The following is a 26033-nucleotide window of genomic DNA, read 5'->3' as shown; positions in this document are numbered from 1 at the left end:
GGGCGAAAATTACTTCGCTTTCACACCTTCAAACGATACGTACAACTCAACGGTATCGGACGCTGGGCCCAGGTCTTTCTGCTTGCCGAAGTCGGAACGCTTGATGGTGGTCGTGCCTTCGAAACCGGCACGGTAGCCGCCCCATGGATCCTTGCCTTCACCCAGGAAAGTGGCCTTGACCACGACTGGCTTGGTCACGCCCAGGATGGTCAGGTCGCCGGTCACGTCGGCAGTCTTCTCGCCGGTGGACTTGACGCTGGTGGAGACGAAGGTGGCCTTGGCGAACTTGCTGGCGTTCAGGAAGTCAGCGCTGGCGATGTGCTTGTCACGCTCGGCGTGGTTGGTGAACACGCTGGCGGTATTGACGTTGAACTCGATTTTGCTGGCTTCAGGCTTGGCAGCGTCGAAGCTGAACTTGCCGTCGATGTCCTTGAAAGTACCGGTGATGTAGCTGTAGCCCAGGTGGCTGATCTTGAAGTCAACGAAGGCGTGCTGGCCTTCCTTGTCAACAACGTAGTCAGCGGCCATTGCGTTGGCGGACAGTACGGCAGAACCGATTGCCAGAGCGGCCAGAGTCTTTTTCAACATGCTTTCTTTTCCTTTGAGTCGAGGTTGAACTTCAGGCTTTGCGACCGAGCATTCGCGTCAGGGTCGCATCACGATCGATAAAGTGGTGCTTCAATGCTGCCAACGCATGGAGACCGGAAAAAATTACCAGCGCCCAGGCCAGGTACAGATGAATCACCCCAGCGGTATCTGCCTGGTCCGGTAGTCCGGAGATCAATGCAGGCACTTCAAACAAGCCAAACACCGGGATACCGACACCGTCTGCGGTGGAAATCAGGTAACCGGCAATCATCACAGCGAACAGACCGAAATACAGAAACCCATGGCCGAACTTGGCGCCAATGCGGGTCATCCGGCTGTAGCTTTGCAGCGTCGGTGGCGGTGGACTGACAAAGCGCCACACCACCCGCAGCAGCATCACACCCAACAGCACCAGCCCAATGCTCTTGTGCAGGTCCGGCGCGTCTTTGCGCCAGGTGCTGTAGTAGTCCAGCCCCACCATCCACAGACCGAGTGCAAACAGCCCAAAGACCGCCAGCGCTACGCCCCAGTGCATGAAGATGCTGACCCAACCATAGCGTGAAGAAGAGTTACGTAGCTGCATTGCCCAAATCCTGTGAGAACTGCGAACCAAGACTATCGAGTTATCTATCGAATTAAAGCGGAAAATTTCGCTTTGAAATATCGAGAAATACGATCAAGAGTCTGAAATAGACGTGTTAAGGAAAGATTAAAGGCGAAAGTGTGACGGGGTGTTAGGGGGCAGGCTCAATATTTTGCTGCGCCTGTCAGGGCCTCATCGCGAGCAAGCCCGCTCCTACAGGGGTTCTCGCATCCGCACCGCCACCCTGTAGGAGCGAGCTTGCTCGCGATGGCTATCTCAGGAGCAATAAAAAAGCGCGACTCAAGAGCCGCGCTTTTTTGTTCAGCGCAAAGCCTTACTGCGCCTTGGCCTCAGTCGCCGCAGGCTTCTTGGCCGGCTCGGCTTTTTTGGCGGGCGCCTTGGCCGCAGGTTTTTTCGCTTCGGTCTTGGCCGCCGGTTTTTTCACCGGGGCTTTTGCCGGGGCTTTCTTGGCAGGCGTGGCTTTCACCGGTGCCGCAGGCTTGGCAGGCTCAACCGGAGCAGGCGCTGGAGTCGGCGCAGGTGCCGGGGCGGGTGCGACCGGTGCCGGAGCAGGCTCTGGCGCCTTGACCGGTTCCGGTTTTTTCTCGTCATCCGAGCCGCCGAACAGATTGCTGAAGAAATTGCCCTTCTTCGCCGCCACAGCGCCCGCTGCGGCAGCTGCGGCAGCTGCCGCTACAGGGGCCGCTTTCTGCGGTTCAAACGATTTGCCGGCCGCCAGGTCTTCAACCTGACTGGCGGCACGCTGGCCGGTACGCAAAGCGCCTTCCAGGGTACCGGGGTACAAGGCGTCAGTGTGCTCACCGGCGAACGCTACGCGCTGAATCGGACGCTCCCACAGGCGCCAGAACTTGCTGATCTGCCCCGGGCCGAACGCCAGGTAAGCGCCACCCATCGAAGGATCGACGCTGTAACGACGGATTTCATAACCCGTGAACGAACCCCGAGCCTGTGGATAAAACGCATGCAGACGGATCAGCACCTGGTCGGCCATCTGCTTGTCGCCGAATGCCTGCATCACCCGCGCATTATCACCGGACAGGTTGATCACCACATTGGCGCCACCCTTGAGGGCTGGCTCGACCCACAACATGCCAAGGCCGGTGTTGCTGTAGATCTCGCCGGACATGCGCGCCTTGCTCTCCCACACCGGCGTCTTGAACTTGAGCATGATCTGATCGCGCCAGCCGTAGTTGGTGCCCTTGATCGCGGCCACGTGCTGGGCGTCCAGCGCGGGGGTCATCTGGATCTTCGCCAGCGCACGCAACGGTACCGCCACGACGACGTAGTCCGCCTGATAACCGACGCTGCCGACCTTGACGGTCACGCTGTCCTTGTCCTGGGTAATGGCCGAGACCGGGGAATTGGTCTTGATGACTTTCAACTGCTTGACGAAGGCCTGGGCCAGCACCGGGCTGCCACCGACCAGACGCGAGGCGCGCAGGTCACGGTCAGAGACGCCTCGATAAACGCGGTTCTGCTGTGCGAAATACAGCAGCGACAGGCGCGACGGTTCGTCATATCGCGAACGAATCTGCTGGTTCACCAATTGACGCGCGGTGGCTGGCAGGTTCAGTCGATCCAGCCAGTTGGACACGTTGATCTGGTCCAGCGCATGCAGCGTGTTGTTGGCGGCCGGGTTGAGCGGGTCTTCGATGGAGCGCGCCAGGTCATCCAGGGTCTTCTCGTAGCGTTTGAGCGCTTCGGCGGTCGCCGGCTCCTTGGTGGCCAGGTCGGACGCGCTGTAATACACACCGTCGATCAAGTAACCCGGCGTGCGGACGAACTCGGGAGCTGGCGTGGTGCTCAGCTTGAAAGTCGAAACGTATTTGTTCAATACCGGCTGGGTCTTATCGTTGCCGATCCATTCGCTGGTGGCCATGCCGGAGCGACCGCCCATGCCTGGCTTGGCCTCCAGCAAGGTGACCTGCCAGCCCTTGGCCTGCAGTTCGTAGGCCGCCGTCAGGCCGGAAAGCCCGCCGCCAATCACGATTGCCGTTTTATCCTTGGCCAGCGCAGACACGCTGAACAGCCCCAACATCACTAGCGCACAGGCGCGCAGCCAACCAGCAGACATTCAGCGAACTCCGGAAATACACGTAGGAAAAGGCAGTTTTACGAGTCAGGCGACTCAGAGAGTCGCGAAGAATACGTCAGCCATCAGTAGGCCGCCAGCGACGTCTATCGCCCTCTACAAAGTAGCTCAATCGACACAATGGGTTGTTCCCGCGCGACGCATTGCATAGGCTTGCGCGATTGTACGTCCGCGCCTGCCACGGACCGCCTCGAGGAGACTGAACATGGGCCTGAACAATCAGTGGATGCAACGCGATCTTGCCGTGTTGTGGCACCCCTGTACCCAGATGAAAGACCACGAACAGCTGCCGCTGATCCCGATCAAGCGCGGCGAAGGCGTCTGGCTGGAGGACTTTGAAGGCAAACGCTACCTCGATGCCGTCAGCTCCTGGTGGGTCAATGTGTTCGGCCACGCCAACCCGCGCATCAATCAGCGCATCAAGGATCAGGTCGATCAACTGGAGCACGTCATCCTCGCCGGCTTCAGCCATCAGCCGGTGATCGAGCTGTCCGAGCGCCTGGTCAAGATGACGCCGGAGGGCCTGAATCGGGTGTTCTACGCCGATAACGGTTCGTCCTGCATCGAAGTGGCGCTGAAAATGAGCTTTCACTACTGGCTCAATCGCGGCCAGCCGAACAAGAAACGCTTCGTCACCCTGACCAACAGCTACCACGGCGAAACCATGGCGGCGATGTCGGTGGGCGACGTGCCGCTGTTCACTGAAACCTACAAAGCCCTGCTGATGGACACCCTCAAGGTGCCAAGCCCGGATTGCTACCTGCGTCCCGAGGGCATGAGCTGGGAAGAACACTCGCGCAACATGTTCGCCGCCATGGAGCAGACCCTGGCAGAGCACCACGCCAGCGTCGCAGCCGTGATTGTCGAGCCGTTGATCCAGGGTGCGGGCGGCATGCGCATGTATCACCCTGTGTACCTCAAGCTGCTGCGCGAAGCCTGTGACCGTTACGGTGTCCACCTGATCCATGACGAAATCGCCGTCGGCTTCGGCCGCACCGGCACGATGTTCGCCTGCGAGCAGGCCGGCATCCGCCCGGACTTCCTCTGCCTGTCCAAGGCCCTGACCGGCGGCTACCTGCCACTGGCGGCGTGCCTGACCACCGATGAAGTCTACAGCGCGTTCTACGACGATTACCCGACCCTGCGCGCCTTCCTCCACTCGCACAGTTACACCGGCAACCCGCTGGCCTGTGCGGCGGCATTGGCGACGCTGGATATCTTCGAGCAAGACAACGTCATCGAGAACAACAAGGCGCTGGCCGCGCGCATGGCGTCGTCCACCGCGCACCTGGCCGATCATGCCAACGTGTCCGAGATTCGCCAGACTGGCATGGTCCTGGCCATCGAGATGGTCAAGGACAAGGCGAGCCGCGAACCCTATCCGTGGCAGGAGCGCCGGGGCTTGAAGGTGTTCCAGCATGCTCTGGAGCGTGGCGCTTTGTTGCGGCCATTGGGCAGCGTGGTGTATTTCCTGCCGCCTTATGTGATTACCCCGGAGCAGATCGACTTCCTGGCTGAAGTGGCCAGCGAAGGGATCGACATCGCGACCCGCGACAGCGTCAGCGTGGCAGTGCCGAAAGATTTTCACCCGGGGTTCCGCGATCCGGGCTGACCGCACCACCGATCCACCTCTGATTCACACCTTTGCAGAGACAAGATATGAGACTGTCCCGCTTCTTTATCGACACCCCCATGAGCACCGGCGAGCACGAGTTGCCTGAAGCACAGGCTCACTACATCAGCCGTGTACTGCGCATGGCCGAGGGCGATGCGTTGCAGTTGTTCGATGGCTCGGGCCAGGAATTTCGCGCCACGCTGAGCGAAGTCGGCAAAAAACGCGTGGTCGTGCAGATCGATGAAGGCTTCGCCGGCCAGGTCGAATCGCCATTGCAGATCCATCTTGGCCAGGGTTTGTCCCGGGGTGAGCGGATGGACTGGGCGATTCAAAAAGCCACTGAACTGGGCGTGAACGAAATCACCCCGATCTTCAGCGAACGCTGCGAAGTGCGCCTCAAGGATGAGCGCGCCGACAAGCGCCTGCTGCATTGGCGGCAGGTGGCAATCAGCGCCTGCGAACAATGTGGCCGGTCACGGGTGCCAGTGATTCATCCGCCGGTGTTGCTGGCCGACTGGCTGAAGCAGACCGAGGCAGATTTGAAGCTGGTGCTGCATCCGGTGGCCGAGCCGTTGACCAGCCATACCAAACCGTCGAGCCTGGCATTTCTGATCGGGCCTGAGGGCGGGTTGTCGGATGCGGAGGTCGATCAGGCCAAGGGCGCTGGTTTTCATGCGGCGCGCCTGGGGCCGAGGGTGTTGCGCACTGAGACGGCGCCGGTGGTGGCTTTGTCGGTGGCCCAGCAGCTTTGGGGTGATTTCTAGGGCCCCATCGCGGGCAAGCCCGCACCTACAAAAACAACCCCCCTGTAGGAGCGGGCTTGCCCGCGATGGCCGCGCCGCGGTCTGCGGCGGTACCCAAAACTACTGCACCGGATCACTCACCGGCTTGGCAATGATCGCCTTCAGTTCACTGGTCATCGGAAACTCAAGGTTCAAACCCTTCGGCGGAATCGGCTGCTCGAACCAGCGCTGATAAATACCGTTGATCTCCCCCGAACTGTAGAGCTCGCCCAGCACACCGTTGACCAGCGCGAGGAACTGCGGATCGTCCTTGCGCACCATGCAGCTGTAGATCTCCCGCGATTGTTCCTGTCCGACCACCACCCACTTATGCGGGTCGTGGGCCTTGGCGCGTTCACCGTAGAGCAGCGCGTCGTCCATGTAGAACGCCGCAGCACGCCCCGATTGCAGCATCTGGAATGCTTCGCCGTGATCCTTGGCGCTGATGACGAACATGTCGATCTTGTGGTCGACGTTGTAGCTTTTCAGGAACCGCTCGTTGGTCGTGCCGGCGGTGGTCACCACGTTCTTGCCGCGCAGGTCGTCGAAGCCCTTGATGCCGCTGTCCCTGGCGGTCAGCAACTGCCCTTTGACGTAAATAAAGCCGTAGGAAAACGCCACTTGCTTCTGACGCTCGGCGGTGACGCCGGTGGAACCGCACTCCAGGTCAACGGTGCCGTTCTGCACCAGCGGGATGCGGGTCTGCGAAGTCACCAGGTTGTATTTTACTTTCAGATCCGGCAGCGCCAGCTGTTGCTGGATACGCTCGACGATCTTGTTCGCCAGGTCCACCGAGTAGCCCATGGGCTTGCCGGTGTGATCACCCACATACGAGAACGGCACCGACGCATCGCGATAGCCCAGGGTGATGCTTTGGCTGCTGGCGATCTTGCCCAGGGTGCCAGCCAAAGGCGCTTCGTTGGCCTGAACCTGGTTGGCGAGCAACAGCCCGAGGGTGCAGCCGAGCAACGTGATTTTTTGCATTGTTATTCTCCGTTGTGGGTGTGTTTTACGAGCGAGCGGCGATGACGGTTATTTCCACCAGTACCTGCGGCCGGGCCAGTTCGGCCTGCACGGTGGTGCGGGTGGGTGCCTGGCCCGGCGACAGCCAGTCTGACCACACCTCGTTCATCGCAGCAAAATCCTCGTCGATGTTTTTCAGGTAAATCGTCGCGCTGAGCAGATGATCCTTGTCACTGCCGGCTTCGGCCAGCAGCGCGTCAATTTTGGCCAGGACTTCGCGGGTCTGGCCGCCGGCATCCAGCGCCTCGCCCGGCACTTGGCCGGAGAGAAACACCAGGTCGCCGAAGGTCACGGCGCCGGACAGGCGCGGGTTGCTGTGCAGACGTTCGATGGTCATGAAGCAGTCCTCTTGTCAGATGGATATTTCAAGCCGCACGAGGCGTGAAACCGTGCAGGTCGATGGAGGGTTGGCGCTGGCCGATCAGCTCACTGAGCAAGCGCCCACTGCCACACGCCAGGGTGAAGCCCAGCGCGCCATGGCCAAGATTGAGCCAGAGGTTGCGATACGCCGTGGCGCCCAGCAACGGCACGCCACTGGGTGTGGCCGGGCGCATGCCAGCCCATTCCACGGCGCGGTCGTAGTCGCCGGCATCCGGGAAAGTGTCGCGGGACTGGCGCTTGATCAGTGCCAGGCGTTTGGGGTCTATGGACGGGTCGAAGCCGACGATGTCGACCATTGCCGCCACTCGCAATTGCGCGCCGATACGGGCGTAGACGATCTTGCGGTCATAGTCGGTGATGCTCACGTCCGGCGCCTGGTGGTTGGCGCCTATCGGTACGGTCAGGCTGTAGCCCTTGAGTGGGTACAGCGGGAATCGCAGGCCGGGCAGGTGCAGCAACGGGCTGCGGTGGCCCGCCGCGATCACCAGTTGATCCACCGGCAGCACCTGCTCACCCAACTCGATGGCGTTGACGCTCCCGTTGGCGTGGCGGATGCCGGTCACGGCCTGTCCCAATCGCCACTCGCAACGCCCGGAGGCGGTCAGCCGCTCGGCCAGCAACTGGCAAAACGCATGGCAATCGCCGACTTCTTCGTCCGGGGTGTAGATCGCCCCTACGAATGGGCCGTTCGCCAGCGCCGGTTCCAGCTGCGAGCACTCGCTGGCCGACAATACCTGCTGCTGTTGCGGATCGGCCAGGCCCTTGCGCGCGTGGTCGAAACTGCCCGAATTGCGGAACGTCACCAGTTTGCCGTTGCGCCGCCACTCGAAACCGGCCAGCCCGTCGTCCTCGCGCCAGTGCTTGAGGGTGCTTTGGCTCAACAGCGCCAGGCGCAACAGGTGCGCGGCGTTTTCCCGGTTGACCGAGCTGCGGCACGCCCCGAGGAACGAAGCCATCCAGCGCCACTGCGCCGCGTCGAACCGTGGGCGCAACTTCAGCGGGGAGTCACCGCGCAGCATCCATCCAATGGCCTGCAAAGGCACGCCAGCATCGGCCAGCGGCGCGACGTATCGGTACGAGAGCTGGCCGCCATTGGCGAAACTGGTCTGGCTGCCCAACGCATCCCGAGCCTCGACCACCGTCACGTCGTAGCCGTCGCGCACCAGCGCGTAGGCCGTTGCCAGGCCAATCACACCGCCGCCGATGATGCACACACGCTGAGCCATGTCTGTCCTTAAAACCGTTGTGAAGACCAGAGCGAGGTTAGAGCCAGGTGACAGACGATGAATAATGAATAAAGATGCCCATCCCATAAACAAAGGTTATGGACTCGCCATGCGCCTTCGTCACATCGAGATTTTCCAGGCCATCCGCCAGACCGGCTCGATCAGCGCCGCCGCACAATTGCTGCACGTCTCGCAACCGGCGGTGACCAAGGTCCTGCAACATGCCGAGCAGCAACTGGGCTTCCCGCTGTTCCTGCGGGTGCGCGGCAAGTTGCAGGTCACACCCGAGGCGCTGGAGCTGGAGCGCGAAGTCGACAAGGTCAGCGAAAGTCTGCAAGGCGTGCGGCGCCTGGCCCAGAGCCTGCGTCGCGAGCCCGGCCACAGCCTGCGGGTCGGCGCCACCCCGGCCCTGGCCCTTTCCTTGCTGCCGCCGGCCATCCACGAGTGGACCGGACGCTATCCGGACATCGCCTGCGAACTGTCCAGTGCCCATAGCCGGGAATTGGTGCAAAACCTGCTGATGCGCGAAGTGGATGTAGCGCTGACGTTGCAGCGCCCTGATCATCCGGGATTGAAGGCCGAAGCGCTGGCCAGCGGCGTTCTGGTCGCACTGGCGCCGAAAGGCCACTGGCCCGACGAAGAACTTGGCCAGCCGCTGCCGTTGATGGCGTTGGCGGGGGCACCGTTGATTGGCTTGTCCAGCGCCGACCCTTTGGCGGCGCGACTCGACAGTTACCTCGAAGCGGTCGAGCCACCACCTCGAGTGCGCGTCGCCGTGCAAACCTACTCATTGGCCCGGGCAATGGTGGAATCCGGTGCGGGGCTGGCGGTGATCGACCCGTTCACAGCCCTGGGTGCCTCTGCTCTCACGACAACCATCCGGCCGCTGGCCCCGCCGCTGCCCATCACCCTGTATGCCGTGACCCGCACGACGGAACCGTTGCCGCATACATTGAACGATTTGTTGCAGATCTTCGGTCGTCGAGCGCAGGAGCAGTTGGATCGGTTGGTTCCGGCACCGACTTGACAGCGCTCCCACAGATTTTGGGTTCACAACACATAGAACCAGATCGCCACGAAATGCAGCAAACTCCCGGCGATCACGAACAGATGCCAGATCCCGTGGGCATGCCGCATTCGATCACTGAGGGCAAAAAAGATAATGCCCACGGTGTACAGAACGCCTCCTGATGCCAGCCAGGCAAAGCCCGCCGTACCCAGGGCCGTGAGCAGCGGGTTGACCGCGATCAGCACAATCCAGCCCATCACCGCGTAGATCACGATCGACAGGATCCGCGCGTCCGAGCGTGGCTTGATTTCCTGCAGGATGCCTATCAGCGCCAGCCCCCAGACAATCCCAAACAGCGTCCACCCCCAAGCCCCCCGCAAGGTCACCAGACAGAACGGCGTGTAGCTGCCGGCAATCAGCAAATAGATCGAAAAGTGATCGACCTTCTGCATGATCGCTTTTTTGCGGCCGCGCACGCTGTGGTAAACGGTCGATGCGCTGTAGAGCGCAATCAGCGTGAACCCGTAAATCGCCACGCTGACGATCTTCCACGGACTGCCGTCCATCCCGGCAATCACCAGCAGCCATAAGGCGCCGACCGTCGCGGCCACCGCCCCAAGCAGATGCGTCCAGGCGTTAAATTTTTCCCCGTGGTACATGGGTGTCTCACCTCCAAAACCAAAAGCACTGCGCAAGGCTCAAGCCTTGAGCCTAAAAGCGCAATATTTCCAAACGACATCGACAGCAATAATTGGGCACAATCAGCGCACTACAAGAGAGTACGGCCCATGCTGATCGACGAAGAGTTGACCCTGAAAAAACTCGAGGTGTTCCTGGCCTTCATGCGCACCGGCAACCTGGCACGGGCCGCCGCCGAGTTGCAGACCAGCAACGTCAGCGTGCATCGCGCCATTCACTCCCTGGAAAACGCCCTGCGCTGCCCGTTGTTCAAGCATGAAGGCCGCAACCTGACGCCGCTGGAGAGCGCCTACGTGCTGGAAGAACGGGCGCAGAAGCTGATACAGGACGTCGTCGAAAGCGTGCGTCTGACCCGCGAGGCCGCCGGTTTCTCCGCCGAGCGTTTCAAACTGGGGTCGCTGTATTCGCTGACGGTAAAGACCGTGCCGCAATTGATCATGGGCCTGAAAATCCGCCGCAGCGAACTGAATATCGACCTGATCCTGGGCTCCAATTTCGACCTCTTATACAAGCTCAAGAACATGGAAGTCGATGCGATCCTGGTGTCGCTGGACGACAGCGTGAACGACCCGGATTGCGAGCACATTGCCCTGTTTTCCGATGATATCTACCTGGCAACGCCCGCCGATTCCAGGTTCGCCCAGCGCACCGAGGTCGACCTGGCCGAGGTGCGTGACGAAACCTTTATCACCCTGACCCAAGGCTTCGCCACGCACCAGGACGGCAATCGCGTGTTCAGCCAGGCCGGGTTCGAGCCGAAGGTGGCGATGCAGGTCAACGACATCTTCACCCTGCTGAGCATGGTCAGCTCGGGCGTGGGTTATGCCTTGCTGCCGGGGAGGATTGCGGCGGTGTACGAGAACCGGGTGAAGCTGATCCCGTTACAGGAAATGTACCGGTTGCAGCAGCACATTGGCGTGGTGTTTCTCAAGGCCAAGGAGCGCGATCCGAACTTGCTGGCGTTGCTGGCGGAATGTCGGATGTATGCCAATCGGCAAGGTTGAGACCGAGTCGCCTGCATCGCGGGCAAGCCCGCTCCTACACACAATGAGAACCTGTAGGAGCGGGCTTGCCCGCGATGGCGATCCAGGGTCCTAACCCACAATCCCCCGAACAATGAAGTACAACACCGAAGGCCCCATCAGGCAACCAAGCCCGGTGTGAAACGTCGCCGTCAGCGCGCCATAAGGCACCAGGCGTCGGTCGGTCGCCGCCAGCCCGGCGGTCACGCCGCTGACCGTCCCGGCCAGGCCGCCGAACACCATGGCCGAGCGCGGGTTATCAAGGCCCATCCAGCGCGCTGCCATCGGTGTGCCAACCATCACCAGGATCGCCTTGATCAATCCGGTCGCAATCGACAGCGCCATGACATCCGAGCTCGCACCAATGGCTGCGCCCGTCACCGGACCGACAATGTATGTCACCGCACCGGCGCCGATGGTGGTCATGCTCACCGCATCGCGGTAACCAAACGCCCAGGCCATGCAGGCGCCGACAATGAACGGCAGCACCGTGCCCAGCAGCAAGGCAATCACGCCAATCAGCCCGGCCTTTTTCGCTTCGGTCGCCTGCACCTCGAACGCCGTGGCGACGATGGCAAAGTCGCGCAGCATCGCGCCACCCATCAGGCCGATGCCGGAAAACAGCGTCAGGTCCGCGAGGCCTTTCTGCCCGCCGGTCATCGTGCCGCCGACCCAGGCCAGTACCAATCCGATGACGATGGCAATGGCCGAACCGTGAATACGTCCGAACGTCAGGCGCTTCGACAGGACGACCGACACCCACATGATCACGCCCACGAAGGCAAATGCCGTGATCAAACCATTGTGTTCCAGGCCTTTCTCGATGAGATCCCACATATCAGCGACCTCCTACCGGTGTGCCGACCGGAGAGACCTGCTCCGGTTCGTCGGGCAAGGGTTCACCCTTGTGGGTCCGGCTGATCAGGGCGATGGTGCAACCGCACAGCACCACTGAACCAATGGCCGCCAGCACCGCTACCGGGCCGCCGTGCAAGGCGGTCACCACGTTCTGTTGCGCTGCCATCGCGACAACCACGGGAATGTACATGGCACCCCAGAAGCCGACACCCATCTCGCATTCCTTGGTCATGCCTCCGCGCTTGTGCATCCATAACCGGGCGCAGATCAGCAGGATCATCGCGATGCCGACTCCACCCACGTTTGATTTCACACCCAGCAACACGCCAAGCATGTCGCCCATGATCACACCTGCCAGCGTACAGATCGCCAACAGCGCCACACCGTAAATAATCATTGTTGTTGTCCTCAAAGTGCATCGTCGAATGTTGTTTTTGTTGTTCGAAGGCCTGAGTCGGATGTCTAGTTCTGGCGGCTTCCTCCTCACGCATCAGCGCCTGCAAGGTATCGAGCCGTGCCCCGTCGAAGGCCATGACGGTGCCCTGCTCGAACACCCGGCGCGCCAGCCCGGTCAACACCGCACCGGGCGGCAGTTCGATCTGTAGTCGTACACCGCGCTCGTAGGCGCTTTGTACCGTACCGCGCCAATCCACCACACGGCACATGTTGAACGCCAGGTCGTCACGCAAGGCATCAGTGTTGACGACGGGCCTCGCGCGGCTTCCACTCAGGTAGCCCGAGGTCGGAATTTTCAATGGCACCCTGGCGAAGGCTTCGGCCAGGGCTTGCGCAGGTTCATCCAGCAATGGGTAGTGCGAAGGTACGCTGACTGCCAGGCGCTTGACCACGCAGGTGCAGGCACCCAGGCGTTCCTTGGCCAGCGCTGCCACGGCTCTCATGGCGGCGTCACTGCCGGCAATCACCATCTGGTTATCGGCGTTGATGTTGGCCAGGTAAACCGGTGAATCGGCGCTGTGAACCTGCGCCAGCAACACCTCCACCGTGGCCAGGTCGAGGCCGATGATCGCGGTCATGCCGTAGCCTTGCGGATAGGCCCGTTGCATCAGCTCACCGCGCAGGCTGACCAGGTGCAACGCATCGCTAAAATTCAAGGCGCCGGCCACCACCGCCGCCGGGTAAGCACCGATGGACAACCCGGCGACGTAGTCCGGCGCCATCGCCAACTGACGCGAAGCGGCCACCCCGGCGATCAACAGGCATAGCTGGACAGCCCGTGTTGATTTCAGCGCGTCGGCGGTGTCCAGTAACAAGACGTCTTCGCCCAATACGTCGTTTGCCTCGATGACCGTTTCCCTAGGCAAATGATGGAGCATGCCCGGCTGCTGCGCACCCTGGCCGGGGAACACCAGCAAGCTGCTCATGCGACGTGCTCCAGTGGCTGCCACGGATCAGCGACCAGGCAGGCTCCGCTGGCATTTTTCAGCAACACTCGGCGTTGCGAACCCGCCCATTCACGCAGGGCGACCGCACCGAAGGGGGTTTGCAGTTGCATATCGACCGGGCACATCGCCGAGTCCAGAATCTTCACCCAGGCTTGCGCCTGCCGACGATCCAGTGATTGCGGTGTGCGCATGATCAGGTCGAGATCGCTGCCCTCGTGCAAGGCCTGCACACCACAGGCCAACTCGAACCCGGCGCTACCGCTGACACCCCAGACCCAGCCGCAGTCATCGAGCAGCGGACGCAGGTGATCCAGAGCGCGCAAGGCCGGCAGATCACGGTCAACCGGGACCTGACACAGCGCCTCTGGCTTCACGCAGCGCTGGACCGCATCAACCGCCATGAACGTTGCGTACCGCTGTTCACGCAGACGACCGCGTACACCCACCGCAACCAGGCCCTGCCCACTCAGCGCGCGCCGCACCACCACCGGCTGACCGGCAGCGAGCGCGTCAAGCACCCAGTCCGGCGCGTTTGCGGGCAACCGCTCAGGAGGCATTCCCCAGAGCAGGTCGTGGGCCTCAAAGGTGTTCACCACTGCGCTCTCAGCAATTGGCGCACCTTGCTCGATGCCGCGCGATTGCTTGCACCCAAGCGACTGCTGAGGTCGCGGCCATTGGCGGCGACATCGCTGATCGCCTGAGCCAGGCACTCGGTCACCCGGGTCAGATCAGCGGCGCTCGGTTGCTCAATCTGTTCCACCGACAGGGTTTCCCACAGCAAGCCCAGGCCGGCATAGCTGTCGATGTCATAGGCCATCGGCGGTACGCTGGCGGCGAGCGCTTCGAGTTCTTCAACGCTGCGCAATGTCACCCGCGCTGCCGACGCCTTGCCCATGGCATGCACCATCACCCCCGGATCGCGCAGCGCGATCAGGCGATTGGCCTGGTAACCGTGGGCCAGAAACGCGCCGGACATGGCCTTGCCCACCAGCAGCCCGATTACCGCGTGGCCGGCTAATCGAGCACGGGCATAACTGTCCGCCGCACCGGCCAGGGCCTGGTGAATGCCGAGTGCTTCCTCGCGTCGGCCATAGGCCTGGCTGGGTACGTCGACGATGGCGACCAGGGCACGCTTGTGTGTTTTATCCGCATCGGCAGCAATGACGTCATCCACGGCCTTGGCCAGGCCCCAGCCTTCGAGCAGACCGACCTCGCCGCTGCGCGCCCGAACAAAACGGTTCTCCGGGTCCGCCACGACAGCGATGAACCGCACGGCTTGTTGGCCCAACACGCCATCGGCGGCTTTCAGCGACGCCGGCAAGCCATCGACCGCTTGCGCGCCGGCACTCAGGGCGTTGAACCAGTGCAGCCCTCTCAGGGAATACGAACTCATGAGCGTTCTCCTTGGTACAGCGCGCGAACCGTCGACGGCTCGATTTGCGGCTCGGCGTCCAGGCGGGCCAGCCGTTGCAGGAACAGTTCGGCCTGACGGCTGCGTTGTTGTTCAGGAAGTCCCTGTTGCAGCAGCTCACTGACTTGCTGCTGGATCTGTGCCACGTCGTCGGCGACAAAACGATCCACCAGTCCACTGGCAAACCGCTGCTCGCCGCCGGTGAGGCTCCAAATGAACGGACGGTCACGGGAGTCGTATTCCGCGAGCCCGGCTTCCTGCTCGATCACCTGCGGACCGTTGAGCCCCAGCCGCGCTTCCTGGGTCACCAGCAGATAGCTGCACAACCCGGCGGCAATCGACATGCCGCCAAAGCAGCCGACGCTACCGGCGACCACGCCAACCACCGGTTGGTACTGGCGCAGATCGACGATCGCTGCATGAATATCGGCAATCGCCGCCAGCCCGAGGTTGGCTTCCTGCAGGCGTACGCCGCCGGTTTCCAGCAGCAACACGGCGCGGGTCGGTAGGCCGTTGCGGTTGTCTTCGGCCGCCAGCTCCAGTGCGCCGGCAATCTTCGCCCCACCGACTTCACCGAGACTGCCGCCCTGGAACGCGCCCTCGATAGCCGCCAGCACCACCGGCAAGCCGCCGATGCTGCCCTTGGCAATCACCACGCCGTCATCGGCTTGTGGCACCACGCCCTGTCGCGACAGCCATGGCGACATGACGCGCTGGAACGGGTCGAGCAATTCGCGGAAGGTCCCGGCATCGAGCAAGGCTTTCGCCCGCTGCCGCGCACCCAATTCAACAAAACTGCGTTTTTGCAGGAGTGCGGCGTTATCAGTCATGGCCGATCTCCTCAAAGCCCTGCTCCAGCCGCAAGCGCACCACCCCCGGCGTGGCGCCGAAATCGTGGATGTCGATGCTCATGGCCGGTGGTGTCTGGCCGTCGAACATCCGGGCGAACAGATGCTGCCAGCGCTGCTCGCTGCCGTTGACCGACGTCTGCACGGTGATGCTCAGCTTGCCCGGTTGACCGGGTTCGATCAGCACTTCCAGGTCGCCCGAGCCGACACAGCCGACCAGGGTGCGTCCGCGTGGCGGTTGGCCGGCGGGAAATTCAAAGGATAAGGTTTCCATCAATACGCTCCCGGGTGAATGCCGTCAGTCGAACCGACGCGGTCGATGAGCAGGCAGGCCGCGAGCAGGTCCGCAGCACCGCCGGGCGAGGCATTCAAGGCGATCAGTTGTTCGTCCAGTTCATGTAATCGGCGGCGTCCGGCGAGGCTGGCGCTGCCGCCCGCCTCCAGCACCGCCTGGGCGCCCTGTTGCATGGTGTTCAGGCCCACTTCACCAGCCCGGTAAAGCACGCAGGTGTCGGCCAGCCCCGTCATGATCGCCAACAAGGCGTCGAGCCGAGCGTTCTGTTCGCCATGGCCGGCGGCGCGGCTGCGTTGCAGCTGCGGCAAGGCACGTTGCGTCACGGCGGGGAAAGCCAATTGGGCTTCTTCCCGGGCCCCGTGGGCACCGTAACGCTGGGCAACTTGCGCGCCGTGGCTGAAAGGGCGTGGCGCGTAGCGATCGTCGAGCAAGGCCAGGCGTGCGGCGCGCAACGTCAGTGAGCCGGCTGAACAGGCTTCAGGTTCCAGCGCTGCCGCCGTGACCAGCAAGCCCAAGGCCCAGATGGCGCCGCGATGGGTGTTCACCCCATCGGTGGTAGCGAGCATCGCTTGCTCGCCCTCCCGGCCAATCCGGCCGATGGCTTCGCGCAGCGGCAAACCCGTTTCGCCAAGCGCCAAGGCGGCTTCGGCCATCTCCTTGAACGTCGGCCACAGCGACAGCGCCGAAGCGTGCATGAGGCCCAGGTGCAAATCGGTGTGGGCGCCGTTGCCGCGACGGTCCACCAGCGCCGGTTTTGGCGACAGGTCGGCTTCGTCGATCAACGCGTCCACCGCCAGGTCCGCCAGCCGCTCGGCCAGGGACAGAGGTTTGGGTTGCAGATTGAAGGCGTGCATTTACCAGCTCCTGAATTTGGCGGGCGGGTTGTAGAGACCACCGGACCACTCGACCAGATCGGCCACGCTTTTTGCCGCCAGCAATTCGCGGGTGGCGTCAGTACGGCGAATGCCGAGGTCTTCGGGCAAGGCGATCAAGCCTTCACGGCGCATGCGTGCGGTGTCTTTCGGGTCGTGCCGCAAGCCGATGGTGGTCACCCCGGCGACGGCGGCGATCATGGCCTGACGCTCTTCAAGAGATCGTGCCTTGTACAGGTAGGCGATGCCTTCCTCGGTGAGCAGGTGGGTAACGTCGTCGCCGTAGATCATGATCGGTGCCAGCGGCATGCCGCTTTTCTTCGCCACTTCCACGGCATCAAGGGTTTCGACGAAGGTCGGTTTGCCACCCTCCTGGAAAGTCTCGACCATTTGCACCACGAGTTTTTTGCCGCGTTCGAGCATCGGCTGGTCGCTATCGCCATGACGCATGTCGAGCCAGGCCGACGTGCCGTGACGACGTCCGCGTGGGTCGTGGCCCATGTTCGGGGCGCCACCGAAACCGGCCAGGCGCCCCCGGGTCACAGTGGAGGAATGACCGTCGCCATCGACTTGCAGGGTGGCGCCGATGAACAAATCCACCGCGTATTGCCCGGCCAACTGGCTAAACATCCGGTTGGAACGCAGCGAGCCATCGCGCCCGGAGAAGAACACGTCGGGCCGTGCGGCGATGTACTGCTCCATGCCCAGTTCGGTGCCGAAGCAATGCACACTTTCGACCCAGCCACTTTCGATGGCAGGGATCAGGGTCGGGTGCGGGTTCAGCGTCCAGTTGCGGCAGATCTTGCCTTTCAGGCCCAAAGATTCGCCATAAGTAGGCAGGATCAATTCTATGGCGGCGGTGTTGAACCCGATGCCATGATTCAGCGACTGCACATTGTGTTTTTCGTAGATGCCACGGATCGCCATCATCGCCATCAACACGTGCACCGGCTTGATGTGCCGAGGGTCACGGGTGAACAACGGCTCGATGTAGAACGGCTTGTCTGCCACCACCACAAAATCGACCCAGGACGCCGGGATGTCGACCCGAGGCAGGTCGCTGACGTCGTCGACCAGTTGGTTGACCTGGACGATGACGATGCCATCGCTGAAGGCCGCCGGTTCGATCAGCGCCGGCGTGTCTTCGGTGCTGGGGCCGGTGTAGATGTTGCCGGCGCGGTCGGCCATGAAACCGGCCGAGAGCACAACGTTGGGAATCAGGTCGACCACCAGGCGGGCGTAGAGCTCGATGTAGGTGTGGATCGCGCCGACTTCCAACAGTCCGTCTTCCAGTAACTGGCTGATGCGCAGGCTCTGGGTGCCGGCGAAAGAAAAGTCGAGCTTGCGGGCGATGCCGCGTTCGAACAGGTCCAGGTGCTCGGCACGACCCACGCTGGGCATGATCATGTGAAGATCGTGAAGCTTGCCCGGATCGGCCTTGGCCAGGGAGCGCGAAAGAAAATCCGCCTGCTTTTGGTTGTTACCTTCCAGCACCACCCGGTCGCCCGGAAGAATCAGCGCCTCGAGCGCCGCGACGATGTTTTCGGTGGGCAGCACCACACCGTCAGCCAGTCCCTTGACCAACTCAAGACGCCGCTGCTTTTCACTGCGCCGCCGCGTCCATCGCGAGTCGGGGGATATTGTTGTTGTCATGACCACTCCACGGGTTCGCTGTCGTGGAGGTCACCTTAGGAGCGTTGGGTAGGGGGCATCAATCAAGCGCAGCGGCGGATCGTTACGGTCAGGGTAATGGTTGGCTGGGCTGACGCCATCGCGGGCAAGCCCGCTCCCACCGGTCTCGTGAACACCATAAACTTACTGTGGGGGCGAGCCTGCTCGCGATGGGTACTTCAAATGATCATGCATATCAGAGGCAAGTTAGCTGTGCCCGCACTTGCTTCGACAGCTGTTCGGCAATTTGCAGCAACTGCGCCAGTAACGGCTCGTCGTCATCCATGTACCCCTCATATTCCGCCAAATTGCGTCGTTCATGGCACAGTGCTAACAGCCGTACCTCGACCCTGTTCACATCGGCGGTATGCACCAGACACTGAAAAACCAGATAACGTTTATCGGACCGATATCCGCTCAGGCGCAATGCAGTCAATGCAATGGCATGAGCGGCGTTATAGGCCAGGTCGAAGCGACCGGCGAACGATAATGACGCCGTTTGTGCATCCTTGAGACGATCTGCTGCCGAGCGCATTAACCCTTCGCACTCCCTGCGATCTGGTGGTTCGGCTTTTAATCCACCACTACGTAACAGATTCTCCAGATTCTCGTTGCCGCCCATCCGTGGACTCCAACAGGCTCGCGCCCATCAAGTTGATTTTGTCCTGCTGCGCTACACGCACGACGAAGCTATTCTCGGCGGACAGTTTTGTCATCCAGTCGTCAGGGGTGTACAGCGTCGGGTTCAGGGGGCGGCCCAGCTGTTCTTCCAGAGGTAAAAGCCGCTCCATCACGTCACTGTAGTTCAGGCCCTGACCGATCAACATGAGATCAATGTCACTGGATGCGTTTGCCTCGTCCTTGGCAACGGACCCATAGATGAATGCCCAGATGAGCTGACTGGAGAACGGCTGCAGTGCATCACGAACAGGATCGGCAATGCCAAATGTCTTGCGGGTGATGCCCAGCAACTCGGCATAAATTGGACAGTCGGGATTGGCCTGATAGTGAATCTGATTACCCTGCCGGAACATGGTCAGCACACCCGCTCGCTGCAGTCTGTCCAGTTCTCGTACGAGGCTACCTTTTCCCATCTGTGCCCATCGAGCGATCTCATTGGTGTAGAAACTGCGCTCAGGTTTCCCGAATATCAGCCCCAGCACCTTTTGCTGGGTAGCCGTAAACAGAGCATTACTCAGGGAAAGCGTATTCACGGCAACCACCTATCGGTCCCAAAAAAGGAACGATAGGTCCCTTTTTGGGAATCTTCAAGACTCAGCCCAACCCCGCCGCCGCCAACATCTCTTCCACCCCCAACAAATCCGGCACCTTCGCCACCTGGTCAGCCACCTGCACCGCCGCTTTTTCCAACGGGCACAACGGCACATCGACATAGCTCAACTGGCTGTCGAGCTTGTAGGAGCGCGGGATGCCCTGGACCAGCATGGCGATGAATTTCAGTTCCGGGCGGCCGCCCAGGGCGTTGAGGACGACGATACGGGCGCGTTCGCCGATCACGATCTTGTTGCCACAGGCCGACTCGAAACTGATCAGCGGTATCTGCCGGTTACGCCAGGTGACACGACCCAGGTACCACGGTGGCGTGTCGAGATCGAACGCGCCGGCCTGGTAGTCGATCAACTCGGCGATCGCCACGTTCGGCAGGATCAGCGTGCGGTCGGCCAGGGGCAACAAAAGCCCGGTCAGGTTGCTGGTGCGGTGTTCAAGCATGGGTTTTGCTCCACAACGCGATGCTGTCGAGCAACACCGATTCCTGGTAGGGCTTGCCAAGGTAGTCGTTGACGCCAATCGCCATGGCGCGATCCCGGTGTTTCTGTCCGGTACGCGAAGTAATCATGATGATCGGCAGATGCCGCAACCGTTCGTCGGCGCGCACCTGGGTGGCGACTTCAAAACCGTCCATGCGCGGCATCTCGATATCCAGCAGCATCAGGTCGGGCATGTGATCTTCGAGCAACAGCATGGCATCGACACCGTCTTTGGCCGTCAGCACGCTCATGCCGTGTCGTTCGAGCAAGCGGCTGGTCACCTTGCGTACCGTGACCGAATCATCCACCACCAGCACCAGCAACGGCTTGTGCGCCTCGGCCTCGCTGACCTGTCCTGGCGCGCGTTGCGCCACCCGCGCCTGCATGGCGCGAATGGGGGCCAGCAGGTCGAGAATCAGCACCACCCGGCCGTCGCCAAGGATCGTCGCACCCGATAACCCCTGGACCGCCGCAAATTGGGGGCCAAGACTTTTCACCACGATTTCCCGGGTGCCGGCCATGGCGTCGACCTGCACGGCGACGTGACGTTCATTGCATTGCACCAGCAACACCGGCAACGGCTGGCTCTGGCCGAGCAGTTTCGGGCGAGAGCCGGTGTTCAGCAGTTCGCCCAGGTAGCACAACTCATAGCGCTGCCCGGCGTACTGGTAAGTCGGCGGATCGAGTCGGTAATGCTCTTCGAGCTCAACGGGCAGCACACGCACGATGCCGTCGATGGTGTTGAGCGGGATCGCATATTGATCCTCGCCACAGTGCACCATCAGCGCGCGGTTGACTGACACGGTGAACGGCAGGCGAATGCGAAAATGAACGCCCTGCCCCGGCACGGACTCGATGCTCATGTTGCCGCCCAGTTGCCGGACCTCTTCATGGACCACGTCCATGCCCACGCCACGCCCGGATATCTGGGTGATTTTCTCGGCAGTGGAAAACCCTGGCTGCAGGATGAATTGCAGCACGTCGCGATCGCTGAGGTCGCTGTCCGGGGACAGCAAGCCGCGCTTGATCGCCTTGCGCCGCACCGCGTCCAGCGGCACGCCGGCGCCGTCGTCGCGAATGTCGAAAATCATGTCGCCGCCTTCCCGGGACAGGTCAAGGGTAATCCGTCCCTGCGCCGGCTTGCCCGCTGCCACGCGCGCCTCGGCCGACTCAAGGCCATGATCGACGGCGTTGCGCAGCATGTGTTCCAGCGGCGCCGCCATGCGCTCCAGCATGTTGCGGTCCATCTCGCCCTCGGCATTGCCCACGACGAAGGCCACGTCCTTGCCCAACTCACTGGCGACCTGGCGGACGATGCGTTTCAGGCGTGGCAGCATGCGCTCGAAGGGCACCATGCGCGTGCGCATCAGGCCTTCCTGCAATTCGCTGTTGATGCGGCCCTGCTGTTGCAGCAGGTTCTGTGCATCCTGATTGCGCCGGTCGAGGGTTTCCTTGAGGTCGAGCAAATCCGAAGCGGACTCGAACAGCGCCCGCGACAGTTGCTGCAATTGCGAGTGACGATCCATTTCCAGGGGGTCGAATTCTTCGTAGCCCGAACGCTCGGCATCCACTTGCTGGCGGCTGAGAATCCGCCCCTGGGTTTCCGTGTCGAGCCGGCGCAGTTGATCGCGCATGCGCTCAATCGTGGTTTCCATCTCGTTGAGCGTCACGTGCGCATCATTGGCCTGCTGTTCGATGCGGCCATGGAAAATTGAGGTTTCCCCGGCGAGGTTGACCAGATCGTCGAGCAGTTCCGCCGAAACCTTGACCATGTCGGCGCCGGCATCGGCCGGTGGCACGGGCGTCTCGACCTTGGGAGCCACCGGTACAGTGGCCACCGCTTCCTGCGGATGACTGAAGTTGCGGATCGCATCGATCAACCGATCTGCCGGCGGCAGCGGTTGCCCGGCGCGGGTGGCGTCGAGCATTTGTGCCAACCGGTCATGGCTGCCCTGCAACAGGCCGAACAATGCGTCGGTGGGTTTCAACACGCCGGCCGACAAGCCTTCATAGAGGAATTCCAGCTCATGGGCCAGATCGCCGATGGGCGCGATTTCCACCATCCGCGCGCCACCCTTGAGCGTGTGCAGATCGCGCAGCAGGGTTTCCACTTCCTGGCGGTTCGAAGGTTCGGCCTGCCAGCGCACTAACGCTGCACCGGAATTCTCGATGATGTCGAAGCCTTCCTCGAGGAAGATTTCGAGCAATTCCGGATCATGTGCCGACGACTCCTCAACCCGTGTCGGCTCGGCGACTTCGGGCGCGCCGGCCTTGCCCTGGCGAAATTCGCGGATGGCTTCGATCAGCTCTGCCGGATCGCTCAACGGTTTTCGGGTCTGTAACTGCTCAAGCAGTTGCGCGAGCCGGTCATGGCTTTGTTGAAGCAGCAGCGCCAGTGCCTCGGCGTGGTTATAGCGACGATCTACCAGCCCTTCATAGAGGCTTTCCAATTCATGGGCGAGATCGCCAACCGGCTCGACCTCGGCCATCCGCGCACCGCCCTTGAGCGTGTGCAGATCGCGCTGCAATGAGAGCAGCGGTGCGGCGTTTTCCGGATCGTCCAGCCACCGCTGCAAGGCCTGGCCAGCGCTTTCAAGGATGTCCACCGCCTCTTCGAGAAAGATCGTGACGATCTCCTCGTCCACCCCGGCTGGCGGTTCGCTTTGCTCGAGTTGCGCCGTGGCATCACTCAACTCGCGGATGCTCAGACTTCGGCTGCCATCGCTGCGAATCAGGCCCATGGCGGAGGGGTCGAGGCCTTCGTCGAGCAATTCGCGCAAGGCCCGGATCCGTGCAGGCGCCGGGCTGACTTCCTGGCCAGCGGCCAGTTCGTCGAGCATGTTGATCAGCGCTTCATGGGCGCCTTGTGCCTCGTGGAAAAACCGTTCGCTGACGGCCAGACTGCTTTCTTCCACCGCGCCATACAGGTCGAGCAAGGCTTCGCAGAGTTCGTCCACCGGGTGCAGGTCGGCCAGGTGCGCACCTTCTCCAAGGGTGGTGAGTTCATCGAGCAACGCACTGAGTTCCTGGCGTTCGCCGGGATGCTGCTGCCAGCGCTGCAACAGGCTCTCGGCGTCCAGCAGGATATCCATGCCCTGGGCCAGAAAGTTGTTGATCAACTGCGGGTCGCGCCTGGTTCGCTGCGCCGCGCTAGGAGTGGTCAACGCGGTTTCCAGCCGCTCGGCCAATATTGCTCGGGCTCGCTGGACCAGTGAGGCGGCACCGGGAATCGGTGCCAGTGGATCGACCTTCAACTGCCGCAAGCCAACCCGGAACAGGCCCTCGGCCTCCAGCAGCAATTCGACCTCGTCCAGGTCCAGGGCGATCAGGTGCGCCTTGTACTCACGGGCCAACATGTCCAGTGGCACCGCCAGCTCGTAGATAGGCTGCACGCCAGCCATCGACGCGCTGCCCTTGAGCGTGTGCAACGCGCGTTGCAGCTCGTCACTGGCGGGCAACGGCACGTGCTCGGCGGCCTGGTCGAGGTAACGATCAAGGCTGGCCAGGTGGGTCTCGGCTTCCTTGCGGAAGATCTCCAGCAACAACGGGTCCAGCGCTGCAACGTCCTGAACGTCTTCATCGGCCTGCGGCTCGTCGCCTTTGGCGAGGGCGTGAGCGCGGGCGGCCAACTGGTCGACGTCGGCGCGCTGTCGCTGGGCATGAGCGGCGTACTCCTCGATCAGGCCCGGCAACAACTCCAACACATCCCCAAGCAGCTTTTGGACCTCCGGGCCGGGCTGAACGCTGTGCTCCAGCACACGGTTGAGCAGGTTTTCCACGGTCCAGGCCAGCTCTCCCAGCACCAGAGCGCGGACCATCCGTCCACTGCCCTTGAGGGTGTGAAAGGCCCTGCGCAATTCAACCAGGCTCGTGTCATCGGCAGGATCGGCCCGCCAACGCGGCAAATATTCACGCAGGATGTCGAGGACCTCGTCTGTTTCCTCAAGGAACACTTCACGCAATTCCTCGTCCACCGGCGCTTCGCCGGGGGGAGGTGGCAGGAGGCTGCCTGGGGAGCTGAGCGCTGGCGGGTTGACCGCCGTCGAAGGGCTGGTCAGTACATCGGCGAGGGTCTGGACGACGTCGGGATCGTCCAGCTCCTGCAAATCCTGCATGACCTGCGCTTCGCTGGGGCTCAGGACATCTTCGAGTACGGGCACATCGTTTTCGCGAGGGAAAAAGCCGAGCGACGCCAGGCTGGTTTCGGCGACGTCAAGCAACTGTTCGCTGGCCGCCTCGGGGTCGTCGCTCAGACGCTCCAGGTAATACTCGATGCTGGTGATGACGTCGGCCAGGCTGTCCAGTTCCTCCCAGTCAGGTTGCCCCGGCTCTACCAGCAAATGCTCGCGGATAAAGTGATTGGCGGTTTCGACCAGGCTCGCCGCCCTGCCCAGCGCGATCAAAGCCAGCGCGCCGCGCACCTGGGTGAGCAACGCAGGCAGCGGTTGCAGGGTCTGGCGATCCCAGTCTGCATCGATGTAGTCGACGATCATGTCCTTGGCCTGTTGCAGACAGATACGCGCTTCCTTGATCACGATCTGGTGGATCTGCGTCAGGTCGATAGTCGGCAGGGTGTCTTCCTGGCTTTGGGGCTCGACGGTGCCCACCATGCCCGCCAGGGTCGCCTCGACGTAGAGCAAGGCCCCGGCGACATCCATGAGAACCGCATCGTCGGGTTCGCGCTGGCCCTGGACCAGGCTCAGTACCATCGCCAGCTGATCGATAATGACCTTGCGTGGCTGGCCGAAACCGAGCACCGCCAGGGTGTCGGCGATCTGTCGTAACGGCGCGAGCAGGCTGTCGAGGTCAGCGGTGTGCTGGCGGTCGCTGCGCACGAACAGGTCGAGGCGTTCCTTGACCCGAACCAACTCTTCGCACAGCGCGGCCAGGACCGAACGCATCGCATCGCGGTCGGGACCGGCCAACCGCACGTGCTCTTCGTCGGCCATTGCGCTGCCTGGCAGCGCGTCGTCCAGTGCATAGCGATCTTTCATGGTCTGCATTTGCCCGGTAGGGTGTTCCGCCTTGGCGATGTAGAACAGCAGGCTCTTGAACAGCTCCTGCGGCGCCGGCTGGTTGATCGCGGACATGCCCTGTTCGAGCATGCGCTTGAGTTCCTTGTCGGCGTCCTTCAACAGGCTGCGCAAGGCCGGGCTGTTGGCAATCACACCGTCGCGCATGCCTTCGACCAGCGCTGACGCCACTTGCCACAACGGGCCAAGAGGCGCATCGCCGCACAGCCCTTCAAGACGGGAAAACACCTTGGCCAAGTAAGCCAGGTGCGTCTCGTCATCCTGTTCGCGCAGCAACCCGACCAGGGCCATTTGCATCATCTGACGCCATTTGCGCAACACATTCGGCAAGTCCGTCGGTTCCAGCAACGTCAGCGCCTCTTCATCGAGGGGCGGCAGGTCTTGCCATTGCGGAGCGAACAAGCTGGTTTCCGAAAGCAGGCTCTCGCCGCGCAGGCTGCGCAGATCGTTGATCAGTGGCAATACCGCCAACGGCAGGTCGCGACGGGCGCCCTGCACTCGGTCCAGGTAGACCGGTAATTGACCGAGGGCCTGCATCAGCAGATGGATCGCCTCGTCCCGATGGCTGACGCGTTTCTGCCGCACAGCGCTGGCCAACTGTTCCATTTCCTCGGCGAGCAGGGCCGCACCGTAGAACTCGACCATCTGCAGGCTGCCGTGAACCTGATGGATGCACGCCAGGCATTCATCCAGGGCGTGCGTCGCCTGTGGGTCATCGAGCAACGTTTCCATCGCCTGATGAGCCACTTTCAACGTTTCGGCAATCTCGCCCTTGACCCACTCGAGGGCCACATAGTCGTGCCGATCAGCCATAACGACTCCGATCACTGTC

23 protein-coding genes and 1 pseudogene are annotated in these 26033 nt (G+C 62.0%); 4 read left to right on the top strand and 20 right to left on the bottom strand.

Going from position 1 to position 26033, the window contains the following annotated elements; all coding sequences use genetic code 11:
- Window positions 1-9: 9 nt before the first annotated feature.
- The 3 genes from AB4N33_RS23530 to AB4N33_RS23520 all read right to left on the bottom strand — a co-directional run bounded on the left by AB4N33_RS23530 (window position 10) and on the right by AB4N33_RS23520 (window position 3266).
- On the bottom strand, window positions 10-588 hold the full coding sequence (locus tag AB4N33_RS23530) for a YceI family protein (RefSeq protein ID WP_476458344.1): 579 nt from the start codon (window positions 586-588) through the stop codon (window positions 10-12).
- 31 nt (window positions 589-619) lie between these two features.
- A complete protein-coding gene (locus AB4N33_RS23525) occupies window positions 620-1171 on the bottom strand; it encodes a cytochrome b (protein WP_476458343.1) in 552 nt (183 codons plus the stop codon).
- 334 nt (window positions 1172-1505) lie between these two features.
- The gene (locus AB4N33_RS23520) at window positions 1506-3266 is read right to left on the bottom strand and encodes a flavin monoamine oxidase family protein (RefSeq protein WP_476458342.1); all 1761 of its coding nucleotides are present in this window, start codon (window positions 3264-3266) and stop codon (window positions 1506-1508) included.
- Between the two features lie 223 nt (window positions 3267-3489).
- On the opposite strand from AB4N33_RS23520, the gene AB4N33_RS23515 reads away from it, so the two are divergent.
- Complete coding sequence (locus tag AB4N33_RS23515) at window positions 3490-4896, top strand: adenosylmethionine--8-amino-7-oxononanoate transaminase (RefSeq protein ID WP_460120092.1); 1407 nt, start codon at window positions 3490-3492, stop codon at window positions 4894-4896.
- 47 nt (window positions 4897-4943) lie between these two features.
- Window positions 4944-5663, top strand: a complete 720-nt coding sequence (locus AB4N33_RS23510; RefSeq protein ID WP_460120091.1) for a 16S rRNA (uracil(1498)-N(3))-methyltransferase — start codon at window positions 4944-4946, stop codon at window positions 5661-5663.
- A gap of 99 nt (window positions 5664-5762) precedes the next feature.
- Here AB4N33_RS23510 and AB4N33_RS23505 read toward each other — a convergent pair whose 3' ends face one another.
- Genes AB4N33_RS23505 through AB4N33_RS23495 form a run of 3 tightly spaced genes read right to left on the bottom strand, consistent with a single transcriptional unit; the run spans window position 5763 to window position 8311 of the window.
- Window positions 5763-6665 (bottom strand): transporter substrate-binding domain-containing protein, encoded by a 903-nt coding sequence (locus AB4N33_RS23505; protein ID WP_460120089.1) that lies wholly within the window; start codon window positions 6663-6665, stop codon window positions 5763-5765.
- A gap of 25 nt (window positions 6666-6690) precedes the next feature.
- Entirely contained in the window at window positions 6691-7041 is a 351-nt protein-coding gene (locus AB4N33_RS23500) for a RidA family protein (RefSeq protein WP_460120088.1), read from the bottom strand.
- Between the two features lie 28 nt (window positions 7042-7069).
- A complete protein-coding gene (locus AB4N33_RS23495) occupies window positions 7070-8311 on the bottom strand; it encodes a D-amino acid dehydrogenase (RefSeq protein WP_460120086.1) in 1242 nt (413 codons plus the stop codon).
- A gap of 109 nt (window positions 8312-8420) precedes the next feature.
- On the opposite strand from AB4N33_RS23495, the gene AB4N33_RS23490 reads away from it, so the two are divergent.
- Window positions 8421-9338: a LysR family transcriptional regulator gene (locus AB4N33_RS23490; protein WP_460120084.1), complete on the top strand. Its 918-nt coding sequence runs from the start codon at window positions 8421-8423 to the stop codon at window positions 9336-9338.
- Window positions 9339-9361: 23 nt separating this feature from the next.
- Here the strand turns inward: AB4N33_RS23490 and trhA are convergent, their stop codons facing one another.
- Window positions 9362-9979: a PAQR family membrane homeostasis protein TrhA gene (trhA, locus tag AB4N33_RS23485; RefSeq protein WP_460120082.1), complete on the bottom strand. Its 618-nt coding sequence runs from the start codon at window positions 9977-9979 to the stop codon at window positions 9362-9364.
- Between the two features lie 129 nt (window positions 9980-10108).
- On the opposite strand from trhA, the gene AB4N33_RS23480 reads away from it, so the two are divergent.
- Window positions 10109-11023, top strand: coding sequence for a LysR family transcriptional regulator (locus AB4N33_RS23480; RefSeq protein WP_476458341.1), 915 nt, complete (start codon window positions 10109-10111; stop codon window positions 11021-11023).
- A 90-nt stretch (window positions 11024-11113) separates the two neighbouring features.
- On the opposite strand, the gene madM is transcribed toward AB4N33_RS23480, so the two are convergent.
- From madM to AB4N33_RS23415, 13 genes and pseudogenes are all read right to left on the bottom strand, one after another.
- Window positions 11114-11878: a malonate transporter subunit MadM gene (gene madM, locus AB4N33_RS23475; protein WP_460120078.1), complete on the bottom strand. Its 765-nt coding sequence runs from the start codon at window positions 11876-11878 to the stop codon at window positions 11114-11116.
- Window position 11879: 1 nt separating this feature from the next.
- Window positions 11880-12296 (bottom strand): malonate transporter subunit MadL, encoded by a 417-nt coding sequence (gene madL / locus AB4N33_RS23470; protein WP_460120076.1) that lies wholly within the window; start codon window positions 12294-12296, stop codon window positions 11880-11882.
- Between the two features lie 82 nt (window positions 12297-12378).
- Window positions 12379-13281, bottom strand: a pseudogene (mdcH, locus tag AB4N33_RS23465) (malonate decarboxylase subunit epsilon); the annotation flags it as partial.
- The gene (locus AB4N33_RS23460; RefSeq protein ID WP_460120072.1) at window positions 13278-13898 is read right to left on the bottom strand and encodes a malonate decarboxylase holo-ACP synthase; all 621 of its coding nucleotides are present in this window, start codon (window positions 13896-13898) and stop codon (window positions 13278-13280) included. The pseudogene mdcH and the gene AB4N33_RS23460, both read right to left, overlap by 4 nt.
- Window positions 13892-14695 carry a biotin-independent malonate decarboxylase subunit gamma gene (mdcE, locus tag AB4N33_RS23455; protein ID WP_460120071.1) on the bottom strand — a complete coding sequence of 268 codons (804 nt, stop codon included), beginning with the start codon at window positions 14693-14695 and terminating at the stop codon, window positions 13892-13894. Before mdcE ends, AB4N33_RS23460 begins: the two co-directional genes overlap by 7 nt.
- Window positions 14692-15543: a biotin-independent malonate decarboxylase subunit beta gene (locus tag AB4N33_RS23450; RefSeq protein WP_460120069.1), complete on the bottom strand. Its 852-nt coding sequence runs from the start codon at window positions 15541-15543 to the stop codon at window positions 14692-14694. The genes mdcE and AB4N33_RS23450 overlap by 4 nt, the downstream gene beginning before the upstream one ends.
- Window positions 15536-15835, bottom strand: coding sequence for a malonate decarboxylase subunit delta (locus AB4N33_RS23445; RefSeq protein WP_460120068.1), 300 nt, complete (start codon window positions 15833-15835; stop codon window positions 15536-15538). Before AB4N33_RS23445 ends, AB4N33_RS23450 begins: the two co-directional genes overlap by 8 nt.
- On the bottom strand, window positions 15835-16710 hold the full coding sequence (locus AB4N33_RS23440; RefSeq protein WP_476458340.1) for a triphosphoribosyl-dephospho-CoA synthase: 876 nt from the start codon (window positions 16708-16710) through the stop codon (window positions 15835-15837). The genes AB4N33_RS23445 and AB4N33_RS23440 overlap by 1 nt, the downstream gene beginning before the upstream one ends.
- Window positions 16711-18381 (bottom strand): malonate decarboxylase subunit alpha, encoded by a 1671-nt coding sequence (gene mdcA, locus AB4N33_RS23435; RefSeq protein WP_476458339.1) that lies wholly within the window; start codon window positions 18379-18381, stop codon window positions 16711-16713.
- 214 nt (window positions 18382-18595) lie between these two features.
- Window positions 18596-19021: a hypothetical protein gene (locus AB4N33_RS23430; RefSeq protein ID WP_460120062.1), complete on the bottom strand. Its 426-nt coding sequence runs from the start codon at window positions 19019-19021 to the stop codon at window positions 18596-18598.
- Window positions 18984-19613, bottom strand: a complete 630-nt coding sequence (locus AB4N33_RS23425; protein ID WP_460120060.1) for a transcriptional regulator — start codon at window positions 19611-19613, stop codon at window positions 18984-18986. The genes AB4N33_RS23430 and AB4N33_RS23425 overlap by 38 nt, the downstream gene beginning before the upstream one ends.
- A 61-nt stretch (window positions 19614-19674) precedes the next feature.
- Window positions 19675-20130 (bottom strand): chemotaxis protein CheW, encoded by a 456-nt coding sequence (locus tag AB4N33_RS23420; RefSeq protein ID WP_460120058.1) that lies wholly within the window; start codon window positions 20128-20130, stop codon window positions 19675-19677.
- Window positions 20123-26014, bottom strand: a complete 5892-nt coding sequence (locus AB4N33_RS23415) for an Hpt domain-containing protein (protein WP_476458338.1) — start codon at window positions 26012-26014, stop codon at window positions 20123-20125. The genes AB4N33_RS23420 and AB4N33_RS23415 overlap by 8 nt, the downstream gene beginning before the upstream one ends.
- Window positions 26015-26033: the final 19 nt, after the last annotated feature.

Source organism: Pseudomonas sp. S1_E05 (genome assembly GCF_056337105.1).
This window is presented reverse-complemented; position numbering and strand designations above follow the sequence as displayed.

Excerpts from the sequence above, each read along its gene's own strand:
- AB4N33_RS23530 (WP_476458344.1), bottom strand. The coding sequence starts at position 588 with ATGTTGAAAAAGACTCTGGCCGCTCTGGCAATCGGTTCTGCCGTACTG.
- AB4N33_RS23525 (WP_476458343.1), bottom strand. The coding sequence starts at position 1,171 with ATGCAGCTACGTAACTCTTCTTCACGCTATGGTTGGGTCAGCATCTTC.
- AB4N33_RS23520 (WP_476458342.1), bottom strand. The coding sequence starts at position 3,266 with ATGTCTGCTGGTTGGCTGCGCGCCTGTGCGCTAGTGATGTTGGGGCTG.
- AB4N33_RS23515 (WP_460120092.1), top strand. The coding sequence starts at position 3,490 with ATGGGCCTGAACAATCAGTGGATGCAACGCGATCTTGCCGTGTTGTGG.
- AB4N33_RS23510 (WP_460120091.1), top strand. The coding sequence starts at position 4,944 with ATGAGACTGTCCCGCTTCTTTATCGACACCCCCATGAGCACCGGCGAG.
- AB4N33_RS23505 (WP_460120089.1), bottom strand. The coding sequence starts at position 6,665 with ATGCAAAAAATCACGTTGCTCGGCTGCACCCTCGGGCTGTTGCTCGCC.
- AB4N33_RS23500 (WP_460120088.1), bottom strand. The coding sequence starts at position 7,041 with ATGACCATCGAACGTCTGCACAGCAACCCGCGCCTGTCCGGCGCCGTG.
- AB4N33_RS23495 (WP_460120086.1), bottom strand. The coding sequence starts at position 8,311 with ATGGCTCAGCGTGTGTGCATCATCGGCGGCGGTGTGATTGGCCTGGCA.
- AB4N33_RS23490 (WP_460120084.1), top strand. The coding sequence starts at position 8,421 with ATGCGCCTTCGTCACATCGAGATTTTCCAGGCCATCCGCCAGACCGGC.
- trhA (WP_460120082.1), bottom strand. The coding sequence starts at position 9,979 with ATGTACCACGGGGAAAAATTTAACGCCTGGACGCATCTGCTTGGGGCG.
- AB4N33_RS23480 (WP_476458341.1), top strand. The coding sequence starts at position 10,109 with ATGCTGATCGACGAAGAGTTGACCCTGAAAAAACTCGAGGTGTTCCTG.
- madM (WP_460120078.1), bottom strand. The coding sequence starts at position 11,878 with ATGTGGGATCTCATCGAGAAAGGCCTGGAACACAATGGTTTGATCACG.
- madL (WP_460120076.1), bottom strand. The coding sequence starts at position 12,296 with ATGATTATTTACGGTGTGGCGCTGTTGGCGATCTGTACGCTGGCAGGT.
- mdcE (WP_460120071.1), bottom strand. The coding sequence starts at position 14,695 with ATGAGTTCGTATTCCCTGAGAGGGCTGCACTGGTTCAACGCCCTGAGT.
- AB4N33_RS23450 (WP_460120069.1), bottom strand. The coding sequence starts at position 15,543 with ATGACTGATAACGCCGCACTCCTGCAAAAACGCAGTTTTGTTGAATTG.
- AB4N33_RS23445 (WP_460120068.1), bottom strand. The coding sequence starts at position 15,835 with ATGGAAACCTTATCCTTTGAATTTCCCGCCGGCCAACCGCCACGCGGA.
- AB4N33_RS23440 (WP_476458340.1), bottom strand. The coding sequence starts at position 16,710 with ATGCACGCCTTCAATCTGCAACCCAAACCTCTGTCCCTGGCCGAGCGG.
- mdcA (WP_476458339.1), bottom strand. The coding sequence starts at position 18,381 with ATGACAACAACAATATCCCCCGACTCGCGATGGACGCGGCGGCGCAGT.
- AB4N33_RS23430 (WP_460120062.1), bottom strand. The coding sequence starts at position 19,021 with ATGGGCGGCAACGAGAATCTGGAGAATCTGTTACGTAGTGGTGGATTA.
- AB4N33_RS23420 (WP_460120058.1), bottom strand. The coding sequence starts at position 20,130 with ATGCTTGAACACCGCACCAGCAACCTGACCGGGCTTTTGTTGCCCCTG.
- AB4N33_RS23415 (WP_476458338.1), bottom strand. The coding sequence starts at position 26,014 with ATGGCTGATCGGCACGACTATGTGGCCCTCGAGTGGGTCAAGGGCGAG.